Origin of the sequence: Synechococcus sp. R55.4, from assembly GCF_047461935.1 — a bacterium.
GTDB lineage: Bacteria > Cyanobacteriota > Cyanobacteriia > Thermostichales > Thermostichaceae > Thermostichus.
In genome coordinates, this window is the sequence record NZ_JANSIF010000048.1 from 1 (window position 1) to 26672 (window position 26672).

Below are 26672 nucleotides of genomic sequence, written 5' to 3' on the forward strand. Positions count from 1 at the left end.
TGTACTTCATCAAAGCGCATTCCTCCCGGCAGTGACCCTACGGGTACAGTGCGGGGCTCCTGCGATTTCTAGCTGACGCGACAGAGATTTAGGGGTTTCCTTATCAATCCTCTGCAGTTGCGTTTTGCTGCAAATCTTAGGTTAGAAACGCTCAAATTACCTCAGAGCAAGGGTTTCCGTCATTGTCATCACTGAGGAAATAGCCAGAATAAAAGTAGCCATCGACCCAGCGATGGGCGCTACGACAACTCGGTGAACGAACGATGTTTCCCTCTCTTTTAAATCCACGTGCAGCAGGCATACTCCTATCGGGAGCTGTCTTGGGCATCCACTGCCAGGTGGCCATGGCCGCTCCCTTCCGCGACACCTTTGGCCACTGGGCCCAAGCCTACATTGAGACCCTCTCCGCTCAAGGAGTGTTGAACGGCTTCCCCGATGGTACCTTCCGCCCCAATGAGCCGGTGACCCGCGCTCAGTTTGCCACCATTGTCAATACCGCTTTCCGCCTCCGCAATACCTCCGGTACTTTTATCGGCTTTCGGGATGTGCCCCCCACCCACTGGGCAGCCAGTGCCATCTCGACGGCAGCGGCCAACAACTTAGTCGCAGGCTTTCCTGATGGCACCTTCCGTCCTGAACAGCCCGTTACCCGCACCGAAGCGCTGGTGGTTTTGACCAACGCCATTGGCAACACGGGAGCGATCCCAGCCGCTCAGCCCAGCGATCTCTTCAGCCGCTATCGAGATGCGGCAGCCATCCCCAATTGGGCCCTGGCACAACTTGCGGCAGCCAACCGCGCCGGGTTGATCGTCAATTATCCAGACCCGATGCTCTTGGAACCCAACCGTCCCGCCACTCGCGCCGAGGTAGCAGCCTTCACCCACCAGGCCATGCTTAACCGGGGATCCTTGGTGGCGCAAAACCCAGGGGGATCCCTCTCCGGTTCCCAGCCGGGCTTCGACCTGCGCCTTTCCACGCTGGCGGCGGGCACCTTGATGCAAACCACCACCCCCTTCAACGAGCGCCTCTTCATTGCCCCAAACGAAACCCGGCCCATGTCTTTGATCGTCCGCAACCCGATTCGCAACGCCCAGAGGGATATTCTGGTGCCTTTTGGCTCACGGGTGGATGGCCGCTTTGAGCCGGCCCCAGGGGGCACCCGTTTTGTGGCGGAAAGCATTATCGTCAACAACCAACTGTTCCCCTTGGCTGCCCAATCGGACATCATTCACGATGTCAAGGATCCCCGCTACACCACCACAGGCAAAATCATTCAGGATGCGGCCATCGGTGCAGCAGCAGGCGCTATTCTCGGCTTGGTAACCGGAGACAATGCCATTGCCACAGAGGAAGTGCTGGGGGCAGGGGTGGCCGGAGCGGTAATTGGCAATGTAACGGCACCACAGGTGGTGGTGCTGGATCCCAATCAGGTGATCGAGTTGCGCCTCACTCAGGATCTGGCGCTGGCCCCGACATCCCGATAACCGGTGCAAGGCCGGAATAAGCGGTGTCGGCACGGCTATCTCCCCAGCCAATCCAAAAGGGTTGTTCCCCCCAACCACAGGCCGATCAAAATGGAAGTGGTCAGCAGTCCTCCTGCTACACAGATCAGGGATCCCAAGCTGCACAGGATCCCGTCTTCTTCCAGGAGGCCAAAGGCGGTGACGAAAACCCCCATCGCCGGCAGGGTGTTGGTGCCTGGAACGGGGATGATCATGGAAATCCCCATCAAGCCAATCCAGGTGCCCAGCCAGACTTGGCCGAGCCGTGTGGTGCAGAGCTGCCGCCAGCGGGGACGGGCAATGTTTTCAATACGCTGCAGCCACGGGATCCCAGCCTGCACCCACTTTTGAAAATGCTTCCGTTCAATAGAGGTCTGCAACACCCATTTCGGCAGCCAAGGAGTGGTTCGCCCTGCCAGCATTTGTGCGGCCAGCAACAGGATGACCACGCCAAAGGGAGTGGAATAGCCGGGAGCCGGCAGAGGCAAAGCAGAAGGGAAAGAGAGCACCGCCAAAAACAAGCCAAAACTGCGCTCGCCCGCCAGTTTTAGAATGTCTTCGATGCGGATCAACCCTTCCGGGGAGGGCTCGGGTTGCTCTGGGCTCTCGGGAAGGCGGGAAAACCGGGCTAGCTCTTGAGACAGACGGGCCATAGAGGGGGCAGGGCTGGAGCGGGCAAAGTTTGGCAACGGGTGGGCACTACCTGGAGGGCCAACGATAGCCTACTGCAAATTCAAGTTGTGTTGGATATCTTGAGCAAAGGGGTGGTTTTGGAGAGGTGACATGCTCGGTGACAGGTTCAAGAGGGCCGTAAACATCAGCAGCCTTGAGCGACAGCAGAAGGCTCCGACTCAGTTCCGCAAAGGGGGGCGTGGGCTGGGATGGCTCCTGTTGCTGGGATCCCTACTGATAGTGGGGCACGGTGTGGCCCTGGCAGAAGCGCAGTTGGAGGTGGGCACTTCCACCACCCTATCCCCGCAGGCAGCTCCGCCGGTGTTACCACCCCCCCCTGTGGGAGTCCGACAAATTTCCCTGGATACCGATCCCGAACAAACTGCCGATATGCCCCTTTCCCTGATGGCCGAACAGGTGTTGGAGGCGGTGTGCGAAGCCCAGATTGATGCCCAACGGGCCTTGGCTCTCATGCCCGACCTGAGCGAATCCCACATCCGTACTGCCTGTCCGAAGCGGCTGATCCCCAAAAGCTGAGAGGTCGCCCCCAAGTTGGCGCTGAAAAGTAGCCGGAAATACGTTCACTGCCAAGGAAAGGTGGTACTCAACCTGTGTACCTCTTTCTTCAGAGAGCCTTCCATTTATGATCAGCCTTTTTATGAGAGAGCCTGTCTGGTAGGGATCCTGGCGGGGGAACTCAACCGAACAGGCAAGCTGGGGGCGCTCTAGCGTGGACTTTGAACTACGGGCCGGGGAGATTTACGCTCTCCGGGGGGAGAATGGCGCCGGGAAAACCACCCTGATGAACATGCTGGCGGGCCTCTACCAGCCGGATGCTGGCGAGATTCGCCTGCGGGGCCGCCCAGTGCGGATCTGCTCCCCACACCAAGCCATCCAACTGGGCATCGGTATGGCGAAGCTTATGTGGTGCAAAGCTTTACAGGTACCGGCAACATTGTTACACTGACCTAAGATTGTCTGCATCATTGTGCAAATAAATTCACAGACAGCCTATAAGTTTTGTGCGGATCTACACTTGGCATCACTGACTTGAGGGGAAGCCATGCCCAAAAAAGCCGCCAGCACAAAACCAAAAACAACTAGGGCAACCTCAAGAGAAGAGACCAAGCCCGATCCGCAAGGGGCGATTGCTGCAGAAATCCAGCGCCTTTCCGATACCTACGGCATCTCTAAGGAACTCCTGGAGAATTTTGCGCGGTTTGTGGTCAGGCAGCTACAGCCACCGCCTCGGTTGTCTGTCAAAGAGCTGCAGAAAGCGATTTACAACCACTTTGGCGTTAAAAACGCAGCCGAGCTGAGAAAGTCAGCCAGCTTCAAACTGGCAACCAGCGGCATGGGCAAGCTGAGCTTATCCAACATAGACGATTTGGAGCGCATTTATCGTCAGCACATCGGGATCCTTCCCAACGAAGAGGGGGAAGAGGGGTATGGCTGCATCAACGGGATCAACATCTTCAAGTACGACTTGCCATGGCGGGTTTTTGGACTTGACCCCGATCGAGCTACCAATGAGGACATCAAAGCTGCCTTTTATCGCCTGAGCAAGATCTACCATCCCGATTCTCCAACCGGGGATGACAAAATTTTCCAGCGATTGACTCTCTTCTACAAAAGCCTTACGGAGAAATTTGAGCAATGGCTATAGTCTATGTTTCTTCAAACAAGCTCGCCGAATTTTTGGGTATCAGCCTTGAGGAACTCAGGGAGATTGAAGCCTACTTTGACAGTATCCCTGATGATGAGTGGGAACTGGTGGAAGGTAAAGACTATCGCGTTATCAACAAAAGTTCGGGGCTGAGAGAATACACGCAGTCTGGTGCTTACGCCATTTTATCCTTTTTAAGGTCTAGGTCAGAGCAAGGTCGTAAGTACTCTACAGACACAAGCATTAGGAATTGGTTCAAGGAAGAGTATCGCAAGAGGCAGAAGGCTCTGGTGGATCATAGGATCCTCGAAAACAGCTCCTCTCTGGTCAGAAGACAAGATCAGTTTTGGCTATCTCTTCAAGATGTTGTGACGATCTTTGGAACTCGAACTGATTACCTTAAGAAAGCGCTTGAGATTGCATCAAAACAAAGTAAACTCATCAAAGACGTTCATTACACACGCTTTGGCAACGACGACACTGTCTACCTCTCTTTGCGAGGCATCTATGAGCTTGCCAAGATTATGGTAGAAGTCCTCAAGCAAAACCACAGAAAAGACTGGTGTCGAGATGTTGGCGAACGCATTGAACCCCAGATTCAGGCAATCGTCAAGACAATCCAGGATAGACAAAGGCAGATAGAAAGAGCAAAAGAGCTTGCAAGAAGAAGGGATAAAAATCTCTGTAGAGTTACTCGAAAAACAGCCAGTAGCCTAACGGTTCACCATCTCTACTCTGAAGCGCACTATCCAAAGATTGCAGCAAATCCTTCCAACCTGATTACTATAGCCAGCGAAGTGCATAGCCACTTTCATCAGTGGATGGGAGGTTTCAACGAGCCATGTACAATTGATGACTTCATCAAGTATGTTTTGGAATACTATCCTGAGAACAAAAACCTGATCATCTGGTTGGGACAACAGAAGGCCAGTCTTGGGCCGCAGTTGCCCATTGGCAAGGGGAGAGAGCATGTGCTCTACATTCCCCTCCAGCGTGTAACTTGAAATAACCCATTGGTTATCGGTTGTTTTCAGGTCATTCCAACCACCTTAGTCAGGTTTGTCCGTCCTTGAGGATCCTTGATCTCTTTTTGGGGATCCCTCTTTCTTCGAGCAATCTGCATCTGTCTCACTTGAAACAATAGAGGCCATAGCACACTAAGGGATCCCTAAACCAAGCCCTGATTTAAGATCTCGCGGGAACGGGCGATGGCTGCTCTCAAGTTGGCCCGCTGGGTGTAGCGCATCGTCATGGCGGCAGTTGTGTGGCCCAGCAGGTGCTGGATATGTTCGGGGGCAACGCCGCGATCCAGCAACAAGGTGGCAAAGCTGTGGCGAAACTGGTGGGGGGTTTGATGTCCCGGCTCAGGCTCGGTTAGCTTGAGCACAATATGCCGCAGGCCATCGTAGGTGAGGGGGCGCCCCCGGTAGGCCAAGCAGCGAGATTGGGAAACAAACAAGGGATCCGTCGGCGCGCACGGGCCCCGTTCTCGGCTCAGATACTGTTGCAACAGCTCGGAGAGGGGATCCCCTACTGCCACAGCGCGAGGTTTACTCCCCTTGCCACAGCGCACTTCCAACAGGGATCCCTCAGGGCTGATTTGAAAATCTTGAACGGTTAAGTCCAACAGCTCCTGGGCCCGCAGCCCGCACTCCAGCATCAGGCGAATCAAAGCCGCGTAGCGCAGAGAATGGTTTTGGGCCCGCTGCAACACCCGCTGCAACAACAACCGATCCAGATCGCGAGGCAAACGAGCGGGTAGGCGGGCAGGTCGAATGGCTTGAGTGGGCAGGGGATCCTGAAGGTAACCCCGTTGCCTGGCCCATTCAAAAAATTGTTGCAAGGCCAACCGCTTGAGGTTGTAGGTGGCCGGGGAAGCGGGCGGATGGATCCGCTGGCCAGAGCGGCTTTGGAATGGTCGCCCTTTCAAGCTGTTCAAAAAGGACTGGACGTGGGCAGGCTGCACCTGGGGCAGCGGCACCGGGCAAGTTTTGGCAAACTGCTCCAGAGCAATGCGGTAGGTACGGCGGCTGGCAGGGGCCAGATCCCGCTGCCGCTCCTGCAAAAATTGCGCCGCCAGATGGCTGAGGCTGGGAACAGGGCCAGTCGGCTGACTCTGGGGATGGGTCTCCTGAGCCCAGCCCGATCGAGGCTCCCTCATCCTGCCACCTCCATCCCTCTGCTAGCCCTTAACTTTATCCTCAACTTGTGGCCAGCTGCTGTCCAGAGAGGGATCCCGACCTGAGAGTCGATGGCTACTGGCCGGGCAGCAGGTGTTGGGTGATGAAATCCGTGTACACCTCGCCCCGCAAAAAAGCCTCGTGGCGCAGGATCTGCTGGTGGAAAGGGATCGTGGTGGGCACCCCAGTGATGGCGCATTCCCCCAAAGCCCGCTGCATGCGGCGGATGGCTGCTGCCCGGTTAGGCCCCCAGACGATCAGCTTGCCCAACAGCGAATCGTAGTAGGGGGGAATGGTGTAGTCGGTGTAGATGTGGGAATCCATGCGCACCCCCGGCCCCCCAGGGGGCAAATAGGCACTGATCGTGCCAGCGCAAGGCCGAAACTGCTGCTTGGGATCCTCGGCGTTGATGCGGCATTCGATAGCATGGCCCCGCAACTCCACATCCTTCTGGCGAAAGGTGAGGGGTTGACCTTGGGCAATGCGAATCTGCTCGGCAATCAGATCCAGCCCGGTCACCATCTCAGTAACCGGATGCTCCACCTGGATGCGGGTGTTCATCTCGATGAAGTAGAACTGGCCATTTTTGTCCAGCAAAAACTCCACCGTGCCCACCCCCACGTAATTCACCACCTTGGCCGCTTTCACCGCCGCTGCTCCCATGCGGGCGCGCAAGCTTGCAGTCAAAGCCGGGCTGGGGGCCTCTTCCAACAGCTTTTGATGCCGCCGTTGAATGGAGCAATCCCGCTCGTACAGATGCACCACATTGCCCTGGCTATCCGCCAAGATCTGAAACTCCACATGACGGGGGCGCTCGATGAACTTCTCCAAGTAAACCCCGCCGTTGCCAAAGGCTGCTTGGGCTTCCCCCTGAGCGGTGCGCAGCATCTTCAGCAGCTCCTGGGCATCCCGCGCCACCCGCATACCCCGCCCCCCGCCACCGGCGGTGGCTTTGATGATCACGGGGTAGCCGATTTTCTCCGCCAGCTTCACTGCCTCCTCCTCAGAGGTGATCAACCCGCGGCTGCCCGGCACCGTCGGCACCCCCACCGCTTGCATGGTCTCGCGGGCCGTGGCCTTGTCGCCCATCTTGCGCATCGCCTCTGGCGAGGGGCCGATGAAGATCAAGTTGTGGTCGGCACACATCTCGGCAAATTTGGCATTCTCCGCCAAGAACCCATAGCCCGGATGAATGGCAGTGGCCCCGCGGGTGAGGGCTGCCGAGATGATGTTGGGAATGTTGAGGTAGCTTTTGGCCACCGGGGCATCTCCTACGCAAACAGCCTCGTCCGCCAGTTGGACGTGCAGGGAGTTCTGATCCGCAGTGGAGTAAACGGCCACAGTTCGGATCCCCATTTCCTGACAGGTGCGGATGATGCGCAGGGCAATCTCACCCCGGTTGGCGATCAGGATCTTGGTGATGGGCGGCATGAGGGAGGTTCAGAGCAGAGAGATAACTTGACCGCTAAAGCCAGCAGTCTGTGAACGCAAGGTTAAGTTTAGGTGCTCATCCTACTATGCCAACCAGAGGGAAGAATAGAGAAGGCTGGTGGGGATCCCGCATCCGGCCAATCCAGCCGACAACCTAGCTGGGGCTGAGGCTACAGGGATCCGGCTGCAGCAGAATCCCGGTGGGGGCAAACTGCGTGACCCAAAACTCCACATCTTGAAACTGGCGACGCAGGGTGTCGCGCGCTTGGGCGGCCAGCTCCAGGCTGGGCATGATCCCGAAGACCGTTGGCCCTGACCCCGACATCAGGGATCCCAGGGCCCCCGCCGAGAGAAGAGCTTGGCGCAGCTCCCCTACAATTGCATACTCCGGCAAAACCACCTGTTCCAAGTCATTGCGCAAACTCCTGGCTAACGCCGGCGGATCCTGACGGCTGAGAGCCGCCAACGCCTGCGGCAAGGTGGGCAGCGCGGGTTCAGATGGGGCAGTCGCTCCCAAGATCTCCCGGCGAGAACGAAAGGCTTGATAGGCCCAGGCAGTCGAAACCCCCAGGTGCTTGGGCTTGGCCAGCAGCACAGGGATCCCTTCCCAATCGGCCAGCGGCTCCAAAACTTCCCCGCGCCCGGTGGCCAGTTGCGTTCCCCCCTGGATACAGAAGGGAATGTCGGATCCCAAGCGGGCTGCCAAACTCTGCAACTCTCCCACCGTCAGGCCCAGCCCCCACAGTTGGTTTAACCCCACCAAAACCGCCGCCGCATCAGCCGAGCCCCCCGCCAAACCTGCTGCCACCGGAATGTGCTTTTCGATGTGGATCTCCACGCCGGCGGAAGAGTGACACTCTTTTTGCAGCAGCTCAGCGGCTTGATAGGCGAGGTTGCGGGCATCTGTGGGCACTTCTGGATGATCGCAGGTGAGGTGGATCCCGTGAGGACGGCTCTTCAACTGCAGTCGATCCGCCAAATGAATGCTCTGCAACACCATCGCCACCTCTGAATACCCGTCAGGACGGGATCCGAGGATTTCCAGGTAGAGGTTGATCTTGGCGCGGGCAATCAGGGTACAGGCTTGCATGGGGTGAAAATCTGGGTCAGCAACAAGTCTCAACTCCCCTTAGCCTGTACAGACCTGATCAAAACACAGACTTATCCGGGGAGGTCTCCCAGCCCGATTCTAACGGCAATGGATCCCCTTTCTAGCTGCCGGAGCGCGGCCATGGCCCCAGCCACTCTCCACCGCGAAAGCGCCAGCGGGGAAACAAAATGCGCATTACCACCCAAGCGCTGAGGTAAAGGCAAACCCAGACCACACTGTAGTGGAGAATAAAATCTCCCAAATCAAACCGTTGGGTTGGGATATAAGGAAGACCCACCACCTTCAAGACTGTACCCAAAAAAAGCCCTTCCCAAATGCCGGCCAAAAGCTGAAGGATCCCAGGCCAATCGTGATCCCACATCCACCCCATCAGATAGTTATAAACGACATCCCAAACACAGCCAAACAGACCCACGTAGAGCAATACCCAAAAATAGGTGAGGCTGCCGCCATGTCCGGTGATCCCAAAATAAAAGGGTAAACTTGCCAAAACACCAACGGTGGCCAATAAGAAAATGCGAGTTTGCCAGCGGCCAATCAGGGTCGGAGTCATCTTTTCCTCCAGCAGTTTTGCCTATCGAGATCATCAGGATCCGTGTCGCTCCCAGTCTGTTTGAGGGAACCTTCTGGCCCTCACCCCCAACCCTTCCCCCTTTGGTATAGAAGAGTTGGGGATCAACGCAACACCCCTTTCACCAGGTTCAACGGGATGGGGAATAGCCATGATGTGTCGCCAACAATAGCGTTGATAACCATAAACATCCGGCAAAATCCAGGAGCGTTGCCCAATGTCGGCAAGCTAGGGGCTGATGTTTAGGGCCCACTTGCACCATTGCCACAGGGATCGGATCCCTTCTAAGCCTTTGACCCCCGGTGCCCGCAGTCGAGCCAGGTGTTCCACCGAGCGATGGGCACAGTACTGTAAACCCAAAAACGTATCCACCGGCGCATAGGGCCCGCCCAAGGTGATGATCCCAGCGGCGTACATTCGCCCATCCCGGTTGCGCATCTCCACCAGCTCAAAGTCGTTGGAGACATGCAAGCGCCCGTGAGGATTGAGGGGCAGGTTGTAGTGGGTAATTAGATCGTTGAGGAGAGGATTGGTCATGGGATCCGAAACCAAACCCGTACAGTCGATAACGAAATCGGCCTCCACCTTTAATTGCGTGTTGTTGTGGGTACCTCGAATGTAGGTTACCGGCTTACCCTTGTCGCCGGGAACCACCGACTCCACCTTGCCGAACACAATCGAGTACCAGCCCTCTCGCAACCCTTGCCGCACGATCCGCCGCCATTTCCGCCGACTTGCTGTCGTGGTGCCGCCCCAAGCTTCCAGCAGTTCGCGCCGTTCCAGGGGGGTCGCCGCTTCCAATTTGGCACGCAGAACTCCTCCCCAAGTGCCCTTGGGCCAGTTGAAGGGCTGAAACTCCCAATGGTTATCCACTGCCCGTTTGGCTCGTCCGAAGCGATTACCGCTTTTGGGCGCACGGCTCAGATGCACCACCGAGATGCGGGGGTTGACTTTGCGGGCTTCGTAAAGGCGTTCCATCACCTGAGAGGCGACGATCCCAAATCCCCGAATTAGGACGGTGCCACCTTGTTTCTCCAACTGCTCATAAACGTGATCATGAGGCTCATAGCCGTGTACCACCGATCTCAAATCTCCTGTTTTTTCGCGAAACTCCTGCAGGTCGTTGAGCAACTTGATGGCCGGATATCCAGTTGCCAAATGGAGATACTTGGCCACCATAAAACGGTGATCCGTATGGCCGGGCCGCGTTGCCGAATAGGCCACCACATATCGCCCATCCTCCGTTTTGCGAATGGCGCGAATATGGCCGTAACACAACATTTGCTCCCAACCAATTCGGGCTGCCTCCCGATCCATTGAGGCAAATACATCCCCCGCCCGCGGCGTATAGGTATCTGCCAACAAGGGCTCACTAAATACCTGCCACAAAAAGCCGAATGCTTCCAACAATCGGCCGGAGAAAAAGGAACGCCAAGCATCCCGCAGAGCATAGCCAGGCCAGCCCCAAATGTTGTCTGGACAAGAATCGGAGCCAGAGCGAATTCGCTTCCAGCGGGGGATCTGGCAGTTGGTCAAAAGCCGTTCATACCGTTCGTAGGGTTTGCGGGCAATGCTGATGACGCGGATGTGTTCCGGTCTGACCCCGTAGATGCGCAGGGTATCCACCCAGACAAAGCTGCCGATACCGCCGCCCAAGGCCAAATAGAGGGTCTCTTCCACAGGTAGTCCGGTGGCTTTGAGGGCGCTCAGGGCAATTTGCTCAGCTCGAAACAAATCCGGCGGCGGAAAATCCGAGCCAGGCCGCACCTCGGGAAGCTGCTCTGGGGCAAAAACCACCGTGGAAGCCGGGGGAACCTCAAATGCGGTGTCGGGTTGGGTGGCCGGGCGAATCAGTTCGGTGCGCGGCTCCAGCAAAAGAGTAGGGGTGGCGGTCAGAAGGGTGGCATTGGGATCCCTGGGGGACACCAAACCCACGGTGATGCTGTAGGGGCCAAGCTCCACCACTTCTCCCCCCTGGAGCACCCGGCGTGCCTGACGGATTTTTTCCCCATTGATGCGGCTGCCGTTGGCACTGCGATCTTCATAGATGACCTGGCCATCCTCACCGAGATAGACGAGGGCGTGATAACGGGAGATCTCCTGGCTGGCAAACACAGCCCGCGCCACTTCTCGACCTTGCCATTCCTGTGGCAATTGGGCCAGCTCCCTGCCCAAGGCAAGAGGCAATGGAAAAATCAGCTCCTGCTGTTCTTCGGTGATGGGATCTTCCCAGCTCAGTTGAATTTGCATAGCTTCTGCTCACCTTTATAAAAATCATGATGGAGCCATTGAGAAAACCCAGAACAACGCGACCTCACAGGTCACTTTTGGTTTGCCCGGGATCCCTTTTTTCTATCCCCCACGGACTTGGATCAGCCACTGGGATCTGTAAGAAGAATTAAGAAGAATAGAAAGGGTTGGTCCTCTAGAGAGGAGGTTGTGGGGCTTTGCCAGCTTCTGGAGGAGGGATCACCAAGGTAGCGCTCAAGACCAAATGTCCACAGTAGGGACAATTCTGACCCTGATATTCTGGGGGCAGGTAGTGAGGGTTTTCCAGGCGGCTGCACTTAACCTTGAGGGTGTCCAAAGTGCCGCGGCTGAGGAGATCCCCCTGATCCTTCCTGGCCACTTCTATAGACTTCACCCTCAGCACAATGTGCCCCAACTGAATTTGGCTATTGGCCTCAAGCGCAGGCTCCTCCTGAATCATTTTTCGGCCATTCACCCAGACAGGGTTGGGCTGCTTAGGAGGCAAACGATCCCGAGTTAAGTTGCGAATGTGAAAGTTTAAGGTTTTGGGATCAAAATAAAGCCCGGCGTGAACTCCTGAGACCGAGCGAGTTGGGTCATTGAGCACCACATCACAGCTGGGATCCCGTCCAATGGTAACCAGCTTAGAGGGGACAGGCGAAACCGTTTGCGATCGGCGCCGGTCGGCCTCGGTCCATTCTAAAGTGAGTTGACACACGATCCCATTCTCCACAGTTCAGCGCCTCCATTCCCTAGATCGGCTTCAGCATATCGAAAGGTCAGCTTGGGGAAAGCAGAAGATGTCTTTTTCGTCAAAATTGTTATCTTTTTGGATAACTATAACCTACTCCCCTGACCAAAGGCTTGCGCTGATCCGGATCACCTGAGTTGGGATCTCCGAGTTACATTCCTGCTGGAGACCGTGCCCAAACGCTCCGCGCCGCTTCCGCGACCACCCTCAGCTCCTCTTCCAGAGGGAGAGGGGAGCCAGACGGAAAGGTTTCATTCATGATGTTTAGACCATGATGTTTAGAGTGACTACATACTCGACTTTATCCCCACCCGATTTGAAGCAACAAAACTCGATCTCCTCAGGAACGGCGAGGCCGTTCAAGTTTGACCGAGGTGGCCTGATCCCTTGGCCGGAAGCCTCAGAAATCCACCTGAGAGATAGGGCCTAGAGTGAGTTTTGAGTTTCTGGGGATCCTGCAAGACTAGTATCCTCTGTGTCTTTATCCAAACCGTTTTCAAAGCACTCCGGTAAATGTGAAACTGCCGCTGCCCAGCCGCTCCTGCCGATCGAACACACTGATGGTGAGCTGATGGGATCCCGTTTGAGTGAGGGTAAAGCGATTCTGGGTCAGGGTCAGCCCTGTAACGGTGCAGGTGGTCGCCCCAACGAAGCAGCCGGGCAACTGAGCGGCATCAAAAGCTCCCAGAGTTACGAAATTGCCGAGTGGGGTGGTGACGGAAGCCAAAAAGGCGTTGGAACCCCGGATCCCGGCAGGGGCTTCTACCCGGAAAGACACCACAAAGGTCGGGGTTTGCCCCACCGAGACGGTGCGCGGGGAGAGATCGGTAATGGTGAGGGACGGAGCAGGTATGGGAGGTGGCAGGGGCGGAAGATTGCTGCTGCCGGTTGTACCCCCACACCCCACCAGAGCGCTGCTCAGCAGCACCAGCACTGGGATCCGTTCATGTATCCGCTGCATCATCTCTTCTCCATCCCCAAAAGATCCCAAAGGAGTCTCAAAAGACCTTCTTTCTTGAGCTTATTGTCCGAGGTTGATCTTCACCAAGCCAGTGGGCAGAAAGGAGAGAACCTGGCAAGCAGCGGCCTGGGATCCTTCGCTTATTCCCCTTGCAAAAGGCTTTGGCAGGCTGTGGCAATGGACCAGTCCTCTTGGGCTGAGATCACCAGAACCCGCACCGGAGCATCGCAGGTGCTGATATCGCAGTTGCGGGGGGATCCGGCATTCAAAACCGGGTCGATCTGGATCCCCAAAAAACCTAGGTCTGCACAGGCTGCCGCCCGCACCGGTGCTGAGTTTTCCCCAATCCCCCCAGAAAACACCAGCGCATCCAGCCGATCTAAGCTCATGAGCATTGCCCCAATCTGGCTGCGCAGACGGTGGACAAACAGATCGAAAGCCAGCTCCGCCCGGGCATGGCCTGCCTCCACTGCCTCCAACACAACCCGCATATCGCTGCTTAGGCCGGAAACGCCCTTCAGCCCTGATTCTCGGTTCAAGATCCGATCCAGTTCATCCACGCTCATGCCCTGGCGCAACTGATGGATCAAAATGCCCGGATCCACCGACCCCGACCGGGATCCCATCATCAAGCCCTCCAGAGGGGTATAGCCCATGGTGGTATCCACGCTTCTGCCCCCGCGAATAGCCGCCAACGAACAGCCGTTGCCCAGGTGACAGGTGATCAGCCGCAACTCTTCCAGGGGTCGGTTCAAGATCTCGGCAGCGCGACGGGCGCAATGCTCGTGGTTAATGCCATGAAACCCGTAGCGGCGGATCCCTTGTTCAGCCCAGGCATAGGGGAGGGGGTAGAGGGCTGCTGCCGGGGGCATTTGCTGGTGGAAGGCGGTGTCGAAAACGGCCACCTGAGGGATCCCGGGCAACAGTTGACTCAGCAGACGAATGCCGGCTAGCGCGGCAGGGTTGTGGGCCGGAGCCAAGGGGATCAGTTGCTCGATCGCCCGCTCCACCTCCGGTGTAATTAAGGTAGGCTGCCGGTACAGGGATCCCCCATGCACCACCCGATGGCCAACGCCGCCGATCTCAGCCGCCTGGGAGAGCAGGGATCCCTCCCCTTGCCAGAGGCTTTGAAACAGCGGGGCCAATTGGCCGATCCCCCTCTCAGGTGAAACGGAGGGAAAAGGTTCCCACCCACCGCCTCGCCGACGGGTCTGGATGAGGGCCTCCCCCGGCTTGTAGGTGAAATCCACCTGGGCTTGCCAGATGGGCGTGGCCTCCACCCTTCCCTCAACCGCCAGAAATAGGGAGGATTTGAGGCTGCTGGAACCGGCATTGACGACCAGAATATTCACAGCGTGTCTTCGTCGGCCTTCGCAAGGCTTATCGACTTCAAGCTAACGCTCAATCTCGACTTTGACTTCGGACTGCAACCGTTGGTAACACGCTCCAGCCTGGGCCTCCCCTAGGCAGTTTGCACTTGGCGCACCAACCCAGTCGCCCTCAGAGCAGCCAAAGCGCGATCCCGGTAACGGCCATAGCGCTCCTGCTTGTTGCGAAGCTGGCGCCCCTCCAAATCCGGCAGCAGCCCAAAATTGGCCGGCATCGGCTGAAAATGCTTGGGATCCGCGCTGCTGATGAATTGAAACAGGGATCCCATCATCGTCTCGGGGGGCAGCGTGATCAAAGGCAACCCCAGAGCCAAGCGGGCGGCGTTCTGTCCGGCCAACCATCCCCCTGCCACTGCGCAGGCATAGCCCTCGGTGCCCACCAACTGGCCGGCGGCAAACAGCGTGGGTCGGCGACGGAATTGCAAGGTCGGCCACAAAAGCTGGGGGGAATTCAAAAACGTATTGCGGTGCATCACCCCAAAGCGGACAAACTCCGCCTGTTCCAGGCCAGGGATGAGACGAAAGACCCGCTGCTGTTCTCCCCATTTCAAGTTGGTTTGAAAGCCCACCAAGTTCCACAACTGCCCTGCTTTGTCCTCTTGCCGCAACTGCACCACCGCATAAGGACGGGATCCCGTGCGCGGATCCACCAGCCCCACCGGCTTCAAGGGGCCAAAACAGAGGGTGTCTTTGCCTCGTCGCGCCATTTCTTCAATCGGCAAGCAGCCCTCGAAAAACTTGCGTTCCTCTCGTTCAAAATCCTTGAGGGGTGCCTGCTCCGCCTCCACCAGTGCCTGCCAAAACCGTTCATACTCCGCCTCCGTCATGGGGCAGTTGAGATAGGCTGCCTCCCCCTTGTCGTAGCGGGAAGCCTGAAACACCACCGCCCGGTTCAAGGAATCCCCGGTAACAATGGGGCTAGAAGCATCGAAAAAGCTCAGGTACTCCAGGCCCGTAAAAGCTTGCAGCGCCTTGGCCAGGGGATCGCTGGTCAGAGGGCCGGTACAGAGGACGGCAATGCCTGCCGGGATCTCCGTTACTTCCTCCCGGCGCAGGGTGATGCGGGGATGGTTTTGAATGGCTTCCGTGAGAGCCTGGCTGAAGCGGGCCCGATCCACCGCCAATGCCCCTCCTGCCGGCACTGCATGGCAATCCGCCGTCGCGATCACCAGGGATCCCAGTTGTCGCAGTTCTTCCTTGAGCAGCCCTGCCGCCCGATCGCTGGCCGCAGCCCCAAAGGAGTTGCTGCACACCAGCTCCCCCAACTGATCGGTGTGATGGGCCGGGCTCTGGCGCACGGGGCGCATCTCCGAAAGAATGACAGGCACTCCTAACTGGGCAATTTGCCAAGCGGCCTCTGTCCCCGCCAACCCCCCGCCCACAACATGGATGGGGGCAAAGGCTCCCGCTCGTGCAAGCGGGCTGGAAGCCCTTGGGTTAGTTGGAGGGTTCATCACAACCTCCGGGAGGGAAGAGAAGAATAGAACGCACCCTGCCGAGGCCGGAAACGGCCCAGGTCAGACCCACTATACCAACCATCAGCATGGCCCGACCTGCACGAGGCAAGTGACCCAGAGGCGGGATACGCTACTATAAGTACCCGCTGACACCCAGGATCCCGACCCATGACGGAAACGGCTGACCTTTGGCCACAGCTTTTGGGGCAGTTGCTGGATCGGCAATCTCTGAGCGAAGCCCAAGCTGAACAGTTGATGAACGGTTGGCTCCAGAACCAAGTGCCAGATGTGGTGTCGGGGGCGATTCTGGCGGCCCTGCAAGCCAAGGGTGTGAGCGCTGGTGAACTGGCCGGCATGGCACGAGTGCTACAGCGGGCTTCGCTGGGATCCCCGCTGGACTTGCCTCTCCTGGTGGATACCTGTGGCACCGGCGGCGATGGGGCCGGCACTTTTAACATTTCCACGGCGGTGGCCTTTGTGGTCAGTGCAGCCGGGATCCCGGTGGTTAAACATGGCAACCGTTCCGCCTCTGGCAAGGTCGGCTCGGCGGATGTGCTGGAGGCCCTGGGGGTGAACTTGGGGGCTGAGCCAGAGCGGGTGCGGGCGGCTGTGGCGGAAGTGGGCATCACCTTTTTGTTTGCTCCCCAGTGGCACCCGGCCATGCGGGCGGTGATCCCCTATCGGCGGGCCCTCAAGGTTCGCACCATTTTCAACCTGTTGGGGCCCTTGGTCAACCCCCTCTATCCCAACCGCCAGGTGATCGGGGTTTACGCCCAGGAGCTGGTGCCGGTAATGGCAGAGGCCCTGCGCCTGTTGGGACGGGAAGGGGCCATTGTGTTGCACAGCTGCGAAGGTCTCGACGAGGCCGGTCTGGATCAACCCACCGATCTGGGCATCCTGTCCGGTGGGCTGGTACGGACGGAAGTCTTGAACCCTGCAGATTACGAGCTGACCCTGGCACCCACCCAAGCTCTCAAGGGGGGGGATGTGGCGGAAAATGCCGCCATCCTCACCCAAGTTCTCCAGGGATCCGGGACGCCTGCCCAGCAGGATGTGGTGGCCTTGAATGCTGCTTTGGCCCTGCAGGTGGCCGGAGTGGCCCCCGATTGGAGAGCCGGGATCGCCCAAGCTCGCGAGATTCTCGCCAGGGGTGCCGCTTGGGATCGCTTGCAACAGCTGGTTCATTTTCTCAAGGCTTGATGCCGGTAGGAGCCCAGGAGAGGGCGACAGGGATCCCACCTGAGCCTAGGGCTAAAACTCCCGCCCTCGCCCAAAGGCCAGAACTTCATCCACCCCCAAGCGAGGCTTGCGCGGCAGGTTACCCGCTGCCGCATATCCAACCGCCAGCAGCATCACCGGCACGTAGCGGTCGGCAATGCCGAACTCCCGCTTTACCCCTTCCGGATCAAAGCCGATCATCGGCCCGCTCACCAAACCCTTGGCCTGAGCCGCGATCATCAGCGCCATGGCAGCCATCGCCCCAGAGCGAATCGCTTCATCCCGCGCCAAGGTGGGATTGTGGAGATAGGTTGCCTGGGCCATGTTCACCCAGCCTTCCGCTTTTTCGGGGGGGAGGATCCCGGCAGCAACGCTTCTTTGCACAATTTCAGGCAGTTTCTCATACCCCCGCAGATCCCCCAGGATGATAAACACCACCGATGCATCCGCCACCTTCTGTTGGTTGTAGGCCAGAGATTTGAGGCGCTCTTTGTCTTCCGGGTCGGTGACCGCAACAAACCGCCAGTGCTGAATGTTGAAGGAAGAAGGAGCTTCCGTAGCATAAGCCACCAGCTCTCGGATCTCCGCTTCCGATAAACGGCGGCTGGGATCCAATTTGTCGGCGGAAATGCGCTCTTTCAGGGCAGTTAGGGCGTCCATAGGGATCCTCAAGTGTCGGTAGAAAGGCTGCTCCCCCCAAAGGTAGGGGCAGGATTGGCAAATGGCTATACATTCCGTGTTCAAACGGTCTGTCTTCTTTGTTATCTCCCTTTTATCCAGCCTGTGGCAACCGGGTGAGGCACAAACTGGGCCTTGGCAGGGCAGGCAAGCGGGATCCCTAACGCAAAGGCAGGTATGATGGAAAAACAAACTGGTCTCATCTGGGTCGCCCGGTTAATCGTCGGATTGGTGTGGTTGATGGGGAGAAGCAATCGGTGAACTTCGGTCGAGTGCTGACGGCCATGGTTACCCCCTTTACTGATGAGGGGGAGCTTAACTACGATGAGGCCGCTCGTTTGGCCGATTACTTGGCAACCCACGGCAGTGACGGCTTGGTGGTCTGTGGCACCACAGGCGAATCTCCCACCCTAACCTGGCAAGAGGAGTATGAGCTGTTCCGCGTGGTGCGAGATGCCGTAGCCGGTCGGGCTAAGGTGATCGCCGGGACGGGATCCAACTCCACCCGTGAGGCCATTGAAGCCACAAAAAAGGCCGCTCAACTCGGTTTGGATGGCTCTCTGCAGGTGGTGCCCTACTACAACAAGCCTACCCAGGCCGGCCTTTATGAGCACTTCAAGGCCATCGCCCAAGCCAGTGACCTGCCCATCTTGCTCTACAACATTCCCAGTCGGACAGGGGCCAGTTTACAGCCGGAGACTGTAGCCCAATTAGCAGAATTGGAAACGGTTGTCGCCATCAAAGAAGCCAGTGGTATGATGGATGTAGCTTCGGAAATTCGGCGACTCACTCCCTCGCGTTTCGCCATCTATTCGGGGGATGACTCTCTGACGTTGCCGCTCCTATCTTTGGGGGGGAGCGGGGTGGTCAGTGTAGCCAGCCACCTGGTTGGGTTGCAGTTGCAGGAGCTGATCCAGAGCTACATCAGGGGGCAACACGGTCAAGCTTTGGCCCACCACCTGCGCCTGTTTCCGTTGTTCAAGGTTTTATTCATCGAGACCAACCCAGTTCCAATTAAGGCCGCATTGGAGATGCAGGGTTGGCGAGTGGGTCGGGCGCGCCTTCCCCTAGCGCCTCTACAGCCCAGTTCTCTGCAGGTTTTGCGACAGGTGCTTGAAGAGATGGGCCTACTGGCTGAATCGAAGGGATCCGAACAAATGGCGACGAAAGTTTCATGATTGCATTTTTAGGCTTTGCTTCTGCCATGACCACGGTTTTCAGGGGTTTGCAAGGGGCTCTTTTGTGGCGTTTGACCTGTGGGTAAGTGGCTTTTTCCCCGAAAAGCTCTTTCCCAGCTTGGGAAGCAAATAAGTTGCGGCGGCTGAGTTCAGCTTTCACCCACAGCCTTGTTGGGGATAGCTTGTGCCCATTTCTGTTTTTGTTTTTTTACTGTTGAGGATCTAAACCCATATGCCAACACCACGTTCTTCAGTTGCTTCTCGTTCTGTAATCCCACAATCCACCTCTTCCGTTCAGATGATTCCGCTGGGCGGCGAGCGGGAGATCGGCAAAAACACATGGGCCTTCCGCTACGAGGACGACATTATCCTCTTGGATGCCGGTTTGGCTTTTCCCGATGAGAGCATGCACGGCGTGAACATCGTGCTGCCGGACATGACCTACATCAAGCAAAACCGCGACAAAGTGCGGGGGATGGTGGTTACCCACGGCCACGAAGATCACATCGGTGGCATCCCGTATCACCTGCGGGAATTTGATATTCCGGTCATCTACGGCCCCAGATTGGCGCTGGCGCTGCTGGAAGAGAAATTGCGGGAAGTGGGCCTGCTCAACCGCACAGAGCTGCGTCCTGTTGGCCCCCGTGAAATCGTTCCCTTGAGTAAGCACTTTTTTGCCGAATTCATTCGCAACACCCACTCTTTTGCCGATAGCTTTACGGTGGCTCTGCACACGCCTGTGGGCGTCATTATTCAGACCGGCGACTTTAAGATCGACCATACCCCCGTGGATGGGGAGTACTTCGACCTGCAGCGGTTGGCCGAACATGGGGAAAAGGGAGTGCTCTGCCTGATCAGCGACTCCACCAACGCGGAAGTGCCGGGGTTCACCCCCTCTGAAGCCTCAGTGGTGCCCGGTCTCACCAAGGCCATTGCGGGAGCCAAGGGACGGGTGATCATCACCACCTTTGCTTCTTCGGTACATCGTCTCAACTTGGTGCTGCAGATCGCCGAACAGCAAGGTCGGGTGGTGTCTCTGCTGGGCCGCTCCATGCTAAACGTGGTGGCTCATGCGCGGCGCTTGGGCTACATCCGCTGCAAGGACGAGACGCTGCAGCCGATGCATGTGATCAACAGCCTGCCGGATGACCGGGTGATCATCCTCACCACCGGATCCCAGGGAGAACCGCTGGCTGCTCTTACCCGCATCGCCAACGGTGAGCACCCGCAGTTGCAAATCAAGCCAGGAGACACGGTGGTGTGGTCGGCCAACCCGATCCCTGGCAACACGATCGCAGTCTCGCGGGTCATTGACAAGCTAATGGAGCTGGGAGCCAATGTCATTTACGGCAAAGACAAGGGCCTGCACGTTTCCGGCCACGGCTGCCAGGAAGACCAGAAGCTGATGATTGCCCTCACCCGCCCCAAGTTCTTCGTTCCCACCCACGGGGAATACCGCATGCTGGTCAAGCACGCCGAAACCGCCATGAGCATGGGGATCCCGCGGGAAAACATTGTAATCATCGACAACGGCGATGTGGTGGAGGTGAACCGGGAGCGCATTGCCATCACGGGCCGCGTCCCCTCTGGCCTGCAGATGATCGCCGCTTCCCACGATGGAGTGGTGATGGATGAGATGATGCAGGAGCGGCAGCAGATCGCCAAAGATGGCATGGTGACGGTGGTGATCAGCCTGGACGGCAGCGGCCAGTTGCTCTGCACCCCGCAGGTGCAAACCTTTGGCTTGGCGGGGGAAGGGAACCAACTCAAGGGATCCGACCTGAAACCCCTTCTGGAGAACACCCTTCGGCAAGCGTGGCCCCAATTTGCTCGCTCGCTGGAGCGGGGCAGCCTGGACATCGACTGGGCCGGCCTTAAGGGCGAAGTGGAGCGGGTGGTGCGCCGTTTCTTGCGAGAACAATTGCCCGGCAAGCCCACGGTGGCGGTTTTTGTGCAATCCCCTGAAGAGGAGTCTGTGTCTTCCCTGAGCGTGGAAACCCAACCGGAGCCGGTAGCGGGTGCTCTGGGCCGGCGGCGGCGTTCCTCGGCAGCGGTAGCTGCTTCCTAAAACTGGCCCGTTCTCCGTGGCTGGATCGTCTAAGCGCCTTTGGGATCCCTTGCCGAGCGCAAGGATCCTTCCTGTTGTGCCGGCTTGTATCCATCCGTGAGAAAACTGCGGAGGGCAGACTCTGCCGCCGCATCTGGTTGCAGGGATCCCACCTCGCTAAAGGGAGGGCAGCGGGTTTGGGGAGGGAGCGGTTGCCGAAGGGCGCTCAAGAAGGCATCGGCCAAATCGGCGTAGCCCCGGTCGTTGGGGTGAAAGCCGTCGGCCAGCGGGCCGGGAAAGAAGGACTCGCGTCGGTAGGAGCGGGGATCGCAGAGCAAGTCCACCACTGGGATCCCCTGTTGGCTTAAGGGGTTGATGGCCCGTTGCGTGAGGCCAACCGAGATCAGGGAGAGCAGTTGGCGCACGCTGCTGGGTTGCTGCTGACCCAGAGGGATCAGGGCGAAGTTGGGCAGGTTGGCCACCGCCAGGCGAGCTTGAGGGGCACGGGCACGCACCGCTTGCAGCAGGGTTTGGTAATCGGCGGCGAATTGTCGGATCTGCTGATCGACGAAGGGCAAGGGATCCTCACCTCGGAGAGCCTGTTGAGCTGCTGCCAGAGCGATGGCGTTGGTATCGTTTCCGCCCACCCAAATGGTGATCAGGGTGGCATCGGGGGGAATGCGCGGCACTTGGTCCTGCAGCAAATTGGCCGGGATCCCCTGCCTCAGGGCTTGAATGGCGGGGCTGAGCACCGCTCCCGAACGGCCCAAATTGACCAGCTCAACCGGGGCCGGCAAAGACCGGGCCAGGCGGGGCACATAGCCCGTTCCATTGGGGCAGTCCAACGGCTCTGAGCGCTGGGGTCGAGTGCTGGCGGCGTTGGCTGGGCCATCACAGGAAATGGAGGCGTTGTAGCCAACGGCATCGCTGGCTCCCAGGGCAACGTAGCGGGTGAGGGTGGGTGGGCTGGGCACAACAGGGGATCCAGAACTGGCAGAGCAGCCGGTTAGCCCCAAACTGAGTATCAAAATCAGCAGGGAGAGGAGGAACACCCAGCTGTCTTGTTGTCTTGGAGTCGAGTTTTCTGGGGTTCGGGTGCTGGCATCCTTTGCAGAGAGAGGCATGGGAAAGCGGGCATAGATAGGGCGAGGCGGGAAGCACCCCCAGCCAGGCTAGCCAAGGATCCCAAAATTGGCGAGGTATGGTGGGAGTATGCCGCTACGGTTTTGCAAGTCCCGCACCTACCACGATCCCCTGCATGGCGCCATCAGCCTGAATGGAGGGGACGCGGTTGAGGCTCTGCTCATTCGCCTGATCGATACACCGGCCTTTCAGCGGCTGCGCCGCATTCGCCAGTTGGACACGGCCTTTTTTACCTTCCACGGGGCAGAGGGATCCCGCTTTACCCATTCGGTGGGGGTGCTGCAGGTAACGCGGCGGCTGTTCGACAAATTGGCCCATCGCCACCCGGAGCTGCGTCCCTATCGGGCGGTAACCTTGGCCTCGGCTCTGCTGCACGACATTGGCCATGCCCCTTTTAGCCATGCCGGGGAAGAGATCTTCGGCTGCCGGCACGAGGTTTGGACGGCCCGCATTCTCCGGGAGGATCCCCAGGTGAGGACGCTGCTGGCGGAGTTTGATTCCCAACTGCCGGCCCAGATGCAGCAAGTGCTGCAGAAGCAGTTTCCCCTGCCGCTGGTGGGGCAACTCATCTCCAGCCAACTGGACTGCGACCGCTTCGATTACCTGATGCGGGATAGCCTGCTCACGGGTGCCCAATACGGCCACCTGGACTTGGATCGCATCCTAACGGTGCTGGATTATGACCCGGAGACGGGATCCCTGTCCATCCCCGCCCGCAAAGGCCTGGGGGCCATCGAGCACTACCTGGTGGTGCGCTATTTCATGTACACCCAGGTGTACCAGCACCCCAAGAGCCTCTGTGCCCGTTTTATCTTGGAGCGGCTATTCAGGCGGGCAGAGGCGCTCCTGCAAAGGGGGGAGATTGAGCTGGATCCCATCCTCAGCGCTTGGTGCTGGGCCTCGCTGGCGGCTCAAAAAGGGGATCCCTTCGAGTTGCCGCTCCCCCTCTACTTGGCTGCCGACGATATCATCTTCAGCTACCCCATGCGCCTCTGGGCCATGTCGGGGAAGGATCCCATCTTGGCGGATCTGTCGCGGCGCTACTTGGAGCGGGATTTGTTCAAGGCCCGCAACATTACCCAGTTGTCTGAGGAACAACGCCAAACCCTGGTGGCCGCCGTGCAGGCCAAAATGCTGCAGGACGGGCTGGATCCTGAAAGTTACTTGGGCATCCGCTCTGCCCATGTCCAGGGCTATAGCTTTTATGACCAAGGGATCCAGCTCAAAACCGAGCGTGGCTATGAAGAAATTGCCCATCTTTCCCCTTTGGTGCGTGCCTTGGTGGAAACCCAGCGCCAGGTCTGGCTAATCTTTCCCCGGCCCTATGGCGATATCGTAGAGGGGGTTTTGTCTGCCTAGAAAATCATTGGGCCATCCCAGAGCTAGAGCATTAGAGGTGGGAATCTGTTCCTGAGCACATCTAAACAACGAGGGAAGCAGGAGTGGGGATCCGAGAAATCCTAACGGGGGTATTGTCCTTAACAGCTTTGGCGATTGCCCTAGTGGCTCTGCAACTGAGGCGAGCGTTGCGGGCTTCCCCCTGGCTGAGGGATCCCCCGGCGGAACAGGCAGGGGAAATCGCGGCCGGGATGGAGCGGCTGGCGGTGATCGTGCCCGCCTACAACGAGGCCGAGAACGTGGTGGGCTGCCTGAGCAGCATTCTGGACAGCACCTCTGCCCCTTTACAGGTGTGGTTGGTGGACGATGAATCCACGGATGCCACCTGGGAGCTGGCCCAAGCCCTGGCTGCCGAACGGCAAGATCCGCGCCTACACCTGCTCAAGGGGGATCCCCGTCCCAAAGGCCAAAGGTGGGTGGGCAAAAACTGGGCCTGTGCCCAAGCCGTCGCCCGCGTAGAAGCCGACTACTTGCTGTTTCTGGATTGCGACGTGCGGCTGGGATCCGGTGCCATTGAAGCGGCCTTAGGACATTTGCTGGCAAGCGGCAGCGGCTTGGTGAGTGTAGGGCCGCAATTGGTGTGCGGTTGCCTAGCGGAGTGGCTGGTGCAACCCATCATGATGACCATCCTGGCGGTGGGTTACAACTTTGCCGCCGTGAACGATCCCGACAACCCCAAAGCCTTTGCCTTTGGTCCCTTCCTGCTGTTTCGCCGCTCTGCCTACGAGCAAGTTGGCGGGCATGCCGGAGTGGCCGATGTGGTGATCGAGGATGTGGCCCTGGGGCAACGGATCAAAGCCCAGGGGTTGGGCCTGCAAATTTGCCTGGGAGGGCCGCGGGTGCGCAGCCGCATGTATGCCAACGGGGCTGCCCTTTGGGAAGGGTGGACCAAAAACTGGTTCCTGGGCCTGGAGCGCAACTGGTCCTTGGCCGTGTTGGCAATGGGTACGGTCTTGGGGATCTGCAGCTTGCCCTGGTTGGGGGTGATCCTGGCTGGGGCTACGGGATCCCTGGAGGTGCTGTTGGCCAGCTTGGCAGGGATCCTGGCCCAATTGGCCATCCGGCTTCTGCTCCGGCATTGGGCGCATCTGCCCCTCTGCTACTGGTGGCTAACGGCAGTGGGGGGTTGGGCGACAGCGGCCATCATCTTGGCTTCGGCCATCCGCACCACCACCGGCCGCAACTGGACTTGGCGGGGCCGTTCTCTCGCCGTCCACTGACCGGAGTGCGCCAACACCCCAGAAATGGTACAAGAACATGGTCTAATGGGGGATGTTCGGAAAACAGGCAAGCTGGGTTTAGAAACAGCGGAATAGCACACCATGCAGGCTCTGGTCATCGGATCTGGGGGGCGAGAACACGCTCTGGCCTGGAAGCTGTTGCAGTCTCCCCAGGTTACTCGGATCTACTGTGCCCCCGGCAACGGCGGCATGCAGCAGCTGCCCCGCTGTCAATCCGTGGCTTTGGCGGCTACCGACATTGAAGGCCTGGTGCGGTTTGCTACCGTACAAGGGATCCGCCTGACGGTGGTAGGGCCAGAGCTGCCCTTGGTGCAGGGGATCGTGGACGCCTTCCAGGCAGCAGGGTTGCCCATTTTCGGGCCTAGCCGCGCCGCTGCCCAACTGGAAGGAAGCAAACTCTGGGCTAAGCAATTGATGCAAGAGGCGGGGATCCCGACTGCTCGCGCTACCGGCTTTGCTGAGCTATCTGCCGCTGTGGCCTATCTCGACTCCCAGAGTTTCCCAGTGGTCATCAAAAAAGACGGACTGGCTGCCGGCAAGGGGGTAACCGTTGCCCAAAACCGGGAAGAAGCCGTGCAAGCCCTGGAAGCAGCCCTGGCCAAGCCGGGCGATCAGGTGCTGATCGAGGAGTTTATCCCCGGCCAGGAGGTGTCGGTTTTGGCTCTAACCGATGGCCAGATCTGTGTGCTGCTGCCACCTGCCCAGGACTACAAGCGCCTTGGCGAGGGCGATACTGGCCCCAACACCGGTGGCATGGGAGCTCATGCCCCTGCGGATCACCTGGTCACTCCAGAAGGGTTGGCCCGCATCCAAACCCAGATCCTGGATCCCACCCTGGAGGCTTTGCAACGGCGGGGCATCCGCTACCAGGGGGTGATCTATGCCGGTTTGATGATCACGCCCAGTGGGGATCCCTACGTGTTGGAGTACAACTGCCGCTTTGGGGATCCCGAAGCTCAGGTCATCCTGCCCTTGCTGGAAAACCCTTTGGACGAGGTGCTGCTGGCCTGTATAGAAGGACGGCTGGCCCAAATCCAGCTCAAATGGAAACCCGGCTATGCCGCCTGCGTGGTGATGGCAGCCCCAGGCTATCCCGATGCCTACGAGCGAGGGATCCCCATCTCCGGCTTGGATGCAGCCGCTGCTACAGGGGCGTTGGTGTTTCACGCGGGTACCCGCCAGGCGGGCAAGCAGCTCCTGAGCGATGGCGGGCGCGTTCTCTGTCTTACCGGCCAAGGGGCAACCCTACCCGAGGCCCTGCGCCAAGCCTACGCAGCCGTGGAGCAAGTGCAGTTTCCCAAAGCCTACTACCGTTCTGACATCGGCAGCCACGCCCTGGGGCCTGCCGTCCGCCGAGGAGTGATCCCTACCCCATAAAGCCATCCCTTGCCCTCTCAGCTGCAGCCGGATGGAAGAAGCCCCAGAGGGGTCGCTCCTCCAGGGCCCATAAAGCAGCTTTGAAAAAAGCTTTGATGCTTAGACGATAGCGCTTTCGGTAACAAGACGGCAACAGTGATATCAAAAGCTCAACTTTACTTTAGATTCCTTAACAATAGCCCTCTGCTTTGACTAGGCACGGATATTGCTGAGCTGAGTCTCTCCCCTCTCGAGGGGGATCCCCCATTAGCCCACTTGAACTGTTGCGGACCCGGATCCCCTAGAGCAGGCATTTCCTCTCCCAGGGTGGAAGAGGGGTTGGGGGTGGTCGTCTGGGGCAGCGCATGGCAGAGGAGACTATCTCTCTCAAATAGATTCAGCTAGAAATCGCAGGAGCCCCGCACTGTACCCGTAGGGTCGGTGTCGGGAGGAATGCGCTTTGATGAAGTACA

Annotated in this window: 23 protein-coding genes; 11 read left to right on the forward strand and 12 right to left on the reverse strand. The window is 58.4% G+C overall.

Annotation, left to right across the window (positions count from 1 at the left end; all coding sequences use genetic code 11):
• Window positions 1–320 precede the first annotated feature (320 nt).
• Window positions 321–1484, forward strand: a complete 1164-nt coding sequence (locus tag NW842_RS10910; RefSeq protein ID WP_414418022.1) for an S-layer homology domain-containing protein — start codon at window positions 321–323, stop codon at window positions 1482–1484.
• Between the two features lie 35 nt (window positions 1485–1519).
• Here NW842_RS10910 and NW842_RS10915 read toward each other — a convergent pair whose 3' ends face one another.
• Window positions 1520–2155 carry an exopolysaccharide biosynthesis protein gene (locus tag NW842_RS10915; RefSeq protein ID WP_414418023.1) on the reverse strand — a complete coding sequence of 212 codons (636 nt, stop codon included), beginning with the start codon at window positions 2153–2155 and terminating at the stop codon, window positions 1520–1522.
• 130 nt (window positions 2156–2285) lie between these two features.
• Here NW842_RS10915 and NW842_RS10920 point away from each other — a divergent pair, with 130 nt between their 5' ends.
• From NW842_RS10920 to NW842_RS10935, 4 genes are all read left to right on the forward strand, one after another.
• Window positions 2286–2711, forward strand: a complete 426-nt coding sequence (locus NW842_RS10920; RefSeq protein ID WP_414331716.1) for a hypothetical protein — start codon at window positions 2286–2288, stop codon at window positions 2709–2711.
• Between the two features lie 193 nt (window positions 2712–2904).
• Window positions 2905–3141, forward strand: a complete 237-nt coding sequence (locus NW842_RS10925; protein WP_414344206.1) for an ATP-binding cassette domain-containing protein — start codon at window positions 2905–2907, stop codon at window positions 3139–3141.
• A gap of 96 nt (window positions 3142–3237) precedes the next feature.
• Window positions 3238–3840, forward strand: a complete 603-nt coding sequence (locus NW842_RS10930; protein WP_083757641.1) for a J domain-containing protein — start codon at window positions 3238–3240, stop codon at window positions 3838–3840.
• Window positions 3831–4844 (forward strand): hypothetical protein, encoded by a 1014-nt coding sequence (locus NW842_RS10935; protein ID WP_414418024.1) that lies wholly within the window; start codon window positions 3831–3833, stop codon window positions 4842–4844. Before NW842_RS10930 ends, NW842_RS10935 begins: the two co-directional genes overlap by 10 nt.
• A 164-nt stretch (window positions 4845–5008) precedes the next feature.
• Here the strand turns inward: NW842_RS10935 and NW842_RS10940 are convergent, their stop codons facing one another.
• The 9 genes from NW842_RS10940 to trmFO all read right to left on the reverse strand — a co-directional run bounded on the left by NW842_RS10940 (window position 5009) and on the right by trmFO (window position 15937).
• Complete coding sequence (locus NW842_RS10940; protein WP_414418025.1) at window positions 5009–6001, reverse strand: tyrosine-type recombinase/integrase; 993 nt, start codon at window positions 5999–6001, stop codon at window positions 5009–5011.
• Between the two features lie 94 nt (window positions 6002–6095).
• Window positions 6096–7451, reverse strand: a complete 1356-nt coding sequence (gene accC / locus NW842_RS10945) for an acetyl-CoA carboxylase biotin carboxylase subunit (protein ID WP_414332260.1) — start codon at window positions 7449–7451, stop codon at window positions 6096–6098.
• A 154-nt stretch (window positions 7452–7605) separates the two neighbouring features.
• Window positions 7606–8541, reverse strand: a complete 936-nt coding sequence (ispE, locus tag NW842_RS10950) for a 4-(cytidine 5'-diphospho)-2-C-methyl-D-erythritol kinase (RefSeq protein ID WP_414418031.1) — start codon at window positions 8539–8541, stop codon at window positions 7606–7608.
• A gap of 121 nt (window positions 8542–8662) precedes the next feature.
• Window positions 8663–9115, reverse strand: coding sequence for a hypothetical protein (locus tag NW842_RS10955; protein WP_414388642.1), 453 nt, complete (start codon window positions 9113–9115; stop codon window positions 8663–8665).
• Window positions 9116–9361: 246 nt separating this feature from the next.
• The gene (locus NW842_RS10960) at window positions 9362–11383 is read right to left on the reverse strand and encodes an FHA domain-containing protein (protein WP_414382798.1); all 2022 of its coding nucleotides are present in this window, start codon (window positions 11381–11383) and stop codon (window positions 9362–9364) included.
• Between the two features lie 175 nt (window positions 11384–11558).
• On the reverse strand, window positions 11559–12101 hold the full coding sequence (locus NW842_RS10965; protein ID WP_414374025.1) for an FHA domain-containing protein: 543 nt from the start codon (window positions 12099–12101) through the stop codon (window positions 11559–11561).
• Between the two features lie 529 nt (window positions 12102–12630).
• Complete coding sequence (locus tag NW842_RS10970; RefSeq protein ID WP_414356936.1) at window positions 12631–13098, reverse strand: hypothetical protein; 468 nt, start codon at window positions 13096–13098, stop codon at window positions 12631–12633.
• Window positions 13099–13235: 137 nt separating this feature from the next.
• Window positions 13236–14447, reverse strand: a complete 1212-nt coding sequence (locus tag NW842_RS10975; RefSeq protein WP_414418026.1) for an acetate kinase — start codon at window positions 14445–14447, stop codon at window positions 13236–13238.
• Between the two features lie 110 nt (window positions 14448–14557).
• Complete coding sequence (gene trmFO / locus NW842_RS10980) at window positions 14558–15937, reverse strand: FADH(2)-oxidizing methylenetetrahydrofolate--tRNA-(uracil(54)-C(5))-methyltransferase TrmFO (protein ID WP_414418027.1); 1380 nt, start codon at window positions 15935–15937, stop codon at window positions 14558–14560.
• 171 nt (window positions 15938–16108) lie between these two features.
• On the opposite strand from trmFO, the gene trpD reads away from it, so the two are divergent.
• Window positions 16109–17140 (forward strand): anthranilate phosphoribosyltransferase, encoded by a 1032-nt coding sequence (trpD, locus tag NW842_RS10985; RefSeq protein WP_414418028.1) that lies wholly within the window; start codon window positions 16109–16111, stop codon window positions 17138–17140.
• Between the two features lie 51 nt (window positions 17141–17191).
• Here trpD and NW842_RS10990 read toward each other — a convergent pair whose 3' ends face one another.
• On the reverse strand, window positions 17192–17818 hold the full coding sequence (locus NW842_RS10990) for a nitroreductase family protein (RefSeq protein ID WP_011431721.1): 627 nt from the start codon (window positions 17816–17818) through the stop codon (window positions 17192–17194).
• 275 nt (window positions 17819–18093) lie between these two features.
• Between NW842_RS10990 and dapA the strand changes: the two genes are divergently transcribed.
• Together dapA and NW842_RS11000 are read left to right on the forward strand one after the other, a co-directional pair.
• Window positions 18094–19014, forward strand: a complete 921-nt coding sequence (gene dapA, locus NW842_RS10995) for a 4-hydroxy-tetrahydrodipicolinate synthase (protein ID WP_414374031.1) — start codon at window positions 18094–18096, stop codon at window positions 19012–19014.
• Between the two features lie 232 nt (window positions 19015–19246).
• The gene (locus NW842_RS11000; RefSeq protein ID WP_414374032.1) at window positions 19247–21082 is read left to right on the forward strand and encodes a ribonuclease J; all 1836 of its coding nucleotides are present in this window, start codon (window positions 19247–19249) and stop codon (window positions 21080–21082) included.
• Window positions 21083–21111: 29 nt separating this feature from the next.
• Here NW842_RS11000 and NW842_RS11005 read toward each other — a convergent pair whose 3' ends face one another.
• On the reverse strand, window positions 21112–22113 hold the full coding sequence (locus tag NW842_RS11005; protein WP_414374034.1) for an SGNH/GDSL hydrolase family protein: 1002 nt from the start codon (window positions 22111–22113) through the stop codon (window positions 21112–21114).
• A gap of 160 nt (window positions 22114–22273) precedes the next feature.
• Between NW842_RS11005 and NW842_RS11010 the strand changes: the two genes are divergently transcribed.
• From NW842_RS11010 to purD, 3 genes are all read left to right on the forward strand, one after another.
• On the forward strand, window positions 22274–23563 hold the full coding sequence (locus NW842_RS11010; protein ID WP_414349558.1) for an HD domain-containing protein: 1290 nt from the start codon (window positions 22274–22276) through the stop codon (window positions 23561–23563).
• 83 nt (window positions 23564–23646) lie between these two features.
• On the forward strand, window positions 23647–24822 hold the full coding sequence (locus NW842_RS11015) for a glycosyltransferase (protein WP_414418029.1): 1176 nt from the start codon (window positions 23647–23649) through the stop codon (window positions 24820–24822).
• A 102-nt stretch (window positions 24823–24924) separates the two neighbouring features.
• Window positions 24925–26220, forward strand: a complete 1296-nt coding sequence (gene purD / locus NW842_RS11020; RefSeq protein WP_414418030.1) for a phosphoribosylamine--glycine ligase — start codon at window positions 24925–24927, stop codon at window positions 26218–26220.
• The last annotated feature ends 452 nt before the right edge of the window (window positions 26221–26672 follow it).